Origin of the sequence: Teichococcus deserti (genome assembly GCF_001982615.1) — a bacterium.
Taxonomy (GTDB): Bacteria; Pseudomonadota; Alphaproteobacteria; order Acetobacterales; family Acetobacteraceae; genus Pseudoroseomonas; species Pseudoroseomonas deserti.
In genome coordinates, this window is the sequence record NZ_MLCO01000451.1 from 1 (window position 1) to 3,078 (window position 3,078).

A 3,078-nucleotide genomic window follows, 5' to 3' on the forward strand; every position below is an offset into this window, starting at 1 on the left:
CGCCGCCGCCCCGGCTGGAGATGGTCAGCGCCGGGTCGTTTCCCGCCATCACCCGCTTCATCGGGCTGGGGCAGCTGGCGCCGGAGGCGCTGCTGCTGCTGTGGCAGCGGCGGCAGGCGGTGACGCCGGCCGAGCTGGCCGAGGGCGTGGCGGCCTGGGCGGCGCTGCGGGCGCCGGATCCGCGCGGGCTGGCGGCGCTGGCGCGGCGGCCGACGGTGATGGGCCGGGCGCTGCGGCGGCATTGCCAGGAGCTGCCCTGGGCCCGCGACGGGCTCGGGCTGACGCAGCGGCTGGTGCTGCAGATCCTGGCCGAGGGACCGCGCAGCTGGGCCGAGACCTATGCGCTGCTGATGCGCGAGCGGGAGCCGCTGCCCTGGCTCAGCGACCTGATGTTCCTGTGGGTCGCCCGCAGCCTCGGGCCGCTGGTGCTCGGCGAGGTCGGCTTCGCGGCGCGGGCCGAGCTCTCGGCGCGCGGGCGTGCGGTGCTGGAAGGGCGCGATGTGTTCGCCGGGCCGGAGCGCTGGGTTGGCGGCGTGGCGTCAGGCTGGTGCTGGGACGATGCGCTGGGCGAGCCGCTGCCCGCCGGCGCGGGGCAGCCCTGACAGACAAAGAAGGGGGCCTGGGGGGATACCTCCCCCCAGCCTTCCGCCTACTTCCGGCGTCCCTTGAAATAGCCCAGCAGCACCCCGAGGATCGGCGAGCTGGCCACCCCGCCCAGCAGCGGCAGCAGGCCGAAGCTGGCGCGCGCCTGGGTCAGCGCCGTGTCGCGCAGGATGCGGGCCTCGATCTCCGCCGTGGTCGGCCGGTCGCGGGCGGCAATGGCGAGCAGCGCCAGGCCGATCACCAGGTCGGCGCCGAGCAGGATGCCGGCGCGGCCGAGCGGCCCGACCTGCGGCGTCAGCGCCAGCCAGGCCAGCACGTGCAGCATGGCGAAGGCGCCGATGAGGAAGAGGACGGCGACGATGCCGAAGGCCAGGCGCAGCGCCAGGCGGCGGCTGAACAGGCCCAGACGGACGCGCTCCGCCTCGAGGGAGGCCGTGGCGAGGCGGAGGGCGCGCATCGCCGGCTAGCGCTTCAGCAGCTTGGCGAGGAGGAAGCCGATGCCGACCGCCACCGCGATGGTGGCGACGGGGCGGTCACGCACCAGGGTGGCGACCTGCTGGGCCTCGCTGCGGGTGGAGCTGCTCAGCTGGCTGGCCAGGTCCTGGGCGCGGCTGCCGGCGCGGCTGAGGGCGGGGTTGATCTGCTCCTCGACCAGGGCGTCCAGGCGCTGGCGCAGGTCGGCGATGCGGTCCTCGACGGAGCCGGTGTCGAAGGGGACGGAGAAGCGGCGCATGCGGTGCCTCCTCGTGAGGGGGTTTGTGCAAAATCGCGCGGCGGCGGCCGGGCTGCAACCGTCGCCGCGACGCGCGGGCGATCAGTTGGTGGCGCGGTCGAGGCTGCGGCCCAGGCGCTCGGCCGGGCCACGCGGCGGGTCGACGGCGTCGCGGACGCTGCTGGCCGCGTTGTCCAGGCTGCGGCCGGCGCGCTCGGCCGGGCCCTCGTTGCAGGCGGCGAGCGCCAGCGGGGCGGCCAGCAGCAGGAGCGGCAGGGCCGCCTTCATCATCTTGATCATCGCGAGGGGTTCCTTCGCCGTGCTGCCAGGTCAACGCCGCGCCCAGGCTCGGGTTGCGGCAGGAGGGCCGCGTCCTGCGCGACCCGGAACCGGTCAGGCGGGGGCGCGGGCGGCGGCGGTCGAGGGCGGTGCCTCGTAGCGGGCCGGGGCCTTGGGCTCGGGCTCGCGCTGGCGCAGCGGGAAGCGCAGCAGCATCTCGGTGCCGCCATCGCCCTGGATCTCGATCTCGCCGCCCAGATGCTGGGCGAAGCCGCGGATCAGCGTCAGGCCGATGCCCTGATTGGCGCCCTGGCCGGGCTCGTCGTCGTTGAGGCGCAGGCCGATGCCGTCGTCATGGACGCGCAGCACCACCTGGTCCTCCTCCTCGCCCTCGCGGCGCGCGTCGCCACGGACCGAGATGGTCAGCGTGCCGCTGCGCGCGTCGGCGAAGCCATGCTTGATGGCGTTGGTCACCGTCTCGGTGATCAGCAGGGCCAGCGAGACCGCCTGGTCGGTGACGATCTCGAGCTCGTCCGCCTCGATCGAGAGGGTGATGCGCTGGCCGGGCCGCTCGCCCAGCGCCGCGAAGAGCTGCTGCGCCAGCTCCTCGAGGAAGGGGCGCAGCGCGATCACCTCGAAGGTCTGGTTGGTGTAGAGGTGGCGGTGCAGCGTCGCCAGAGCCTGGACGCGGTCGCGGGCGGTCGCGAATTCCGCCCGCGCCTTGGGGTCGCGCAGCCGGCCGGCCTGCAGGTTCAGCAGGCTGGCCACGATCTGCAGGTTGTTCTTCACCCGGTGGTGGATCTCGGCCATCAGCAGATCGCGCTGGCGCAGCGCGGCGCGCAGCTCCTCCTGTCGGGCGGAGATCGCCGAGGCGGCGTCGGTGAAGGCCTGCTCGAGGGCGCGCACCTCGTCGGGCTCGCCGCGCAGGGCGCGGCCGCCGAAGGGGGCGCCGGGGCGCCAGGCGCGCACCCGCCAGGCCAGGCTGCGCAGCGGCCGGGCGATGGCGATATCGGCGCCCAGCACGATGACCACCAGGCAGGCGAGCAGGAAGGCGGCGAGCTCGGCGGCGCGGCGGGCCAGCACGGTGTTGGCGGCGCGGCGGATCTCGCCGGTGGGAAGGCCGACCAGCAGGCGCAGGCCGGAATCGAGCCGGGTGCTGGCATAGGCGAATTCGGCGCCGCCGCGGGCGGGGGTTTCCAGCGAGGTCGGGCCAGGCTCGTCGCGCAGACGCTGCAGCACGCCGGGATCGGGCAGCTCGGCGACGGCGGCGGTGGTCAGCGGCAAGGCGGTGGCGTCACGGTCGACCAGCCAGATGCGCTGCGCGTTGCGGGTGTCGCCGCGGGTCTCGGCCTGGATGAAGTAGTTCAGCAGCAGGCTGGCGGCGACGACGCCGCGCATTTCGCCGTCCACGCGGATCGGCAGGGTGGCGGTGACCACCGGCAGGTCGCTGGCGCGGCCCTGGCGGAAGGGGCTGAGGGTGAAGC

General features: G+C 75.0%; 5 protein-coding genes. 1 reads left to right on the forward strand and 4 read right to left on the reverse strand.

Annotated features, from left to right (window positions below):
* Positions 1-602: hypothetical protein (locus BKE38_RS32595; RefSeq protein ID WP_420014346.1), on the forward strand; the 602-nt coding region annotated here is incomplete at its 5' end.
* Positions 603-649: 47 nt separating this feature from the next.
* Here BKE38_RS32595 and BKE38_RS28815 read toward each other — a convergent pair.
* From BKE38_RS28815 to BKE38_RS28830, 4 genes are all read right to left on the reverse strand, one after another.
* Entirely contained in the window at positions 650-1,060 is a 411-nt protein-coding gene (locus tag BKE38_RS28815) for a hypothetical protein (RefSeq protein WP_076960557.1), read from the reverse strand.
* 6 nt (positions 1,061-1,066) lie between these two features.
* A complete protein-coding gene (locus BKE38_RS28820) occupies positions 1,067-1,336 on the reverse strand; it encodes a DUF883 family protein (protein ID WP_076960558.1) in 270 nt (89 codons plus the stop codon).
* Between the two features lie 81 nt (positions 1,337-1,417).
* Positions 1,418-1,615, reverse strand: coding sequence for a hypothetical protein (locus BKE38_RS28825; RefSeq protein WP_207553720.1), 198 nt, complete (start codon positions 1,613-1,615; stop codon positions 1,418-1,420).
* Between the two features lie 93 nt (positions 1,616-1,708).
* Positions 1,709-3,078 (reverse strand): sensor histidine kinase (locus BKE38_RS28830; protein WP_207553721.1); only part of this gene is annotated, 1,370 nt, incomplete at its 5' end.